This is a genomic window from Parabacteroides sp. AF48-14 (assembly GCF_003477465.1).
GTDB classification, from domain to species: domain Bacteria; phylum Bacteroidota; class Bacteroidia; order Bacteroidales; family Tannerellaceae; genus Parabacteroides; species Parabacteroides acidifaciens.
The window spans coordinates 1-531 of sequence record NZ_QUDI01000111.1 but is presented as its reverse complement, the minus strand read 5'-3'; the positions used below and the strand labels follow the sequence as shown (position 1 = coordinate 531).

At 44.1% G+C, this 531-nt stretch carries 2 protein-coding genes; both read right to left on the bottom strand.

Annotated features, from left to right (window positions below; genetic code table 11):
* On the bottom strand, window positions 1-204 hold a 204-nt coding region (locus DW083_RS23275), incomplete at its 3' end, for a hypothetical protein (protein ID WP_233552333.1).
* A partial coding sequence (locus DW083_RS23270; RefSeq protein WP_233552332.1) for a hypothetical protein occupies window positions 201-531 on the bottom strand: 331 nt, incomplete at its 5' end. The genes DW083_RS23275 and DW083_RS23270, both read right to left, overlap by 4 nt.

Genomic DNA, 531 nt, shown 5'->3' with positions numbered 1-531 from the left:
GAGAAAATGAGGTGCCGAGCCCATATCGAAAAGCATACAATTTGATTGCTGAAAACCGGAAACAACAGCAAAGTGATAAACCTTAACTCCCGGAGAATCGAATATTTGCAGACGAAGGCGGACTGCGTTCCAAATATCCCAAGGAAATTTTAGGGGCTTGTTGCCGTGAGGTGCGCAGAAAATAGTCTTTAAGTAACGCTTCATCGTTCTGAAGGTTGACTTCGTGCTATATGAAGTCCGACTTCAGAGCAACAATGTTCCGGGTCAGAGCGATAAAGTCCCTCTTCATGGCAATAAGGTGCCAGATCATAGGAAAAAGCCCCTTTTTGACGGCTGAAAAGTGGGTTGACATTTATTTTATCCGGGGTGTCTTTTGAGATTAAAAAACACGTTTTATACAATAAGCCCTCTGCCGCAGGCTCTCTTTTGCCGTTTCGTTTCAACGAACGGTTTTGGAGCTTAGAGGCAGAGCCTCTTCCTCTGTGGACTTGAGTCCCTTTAATAGGATTACTTGTAGATATTTGAAAGGGG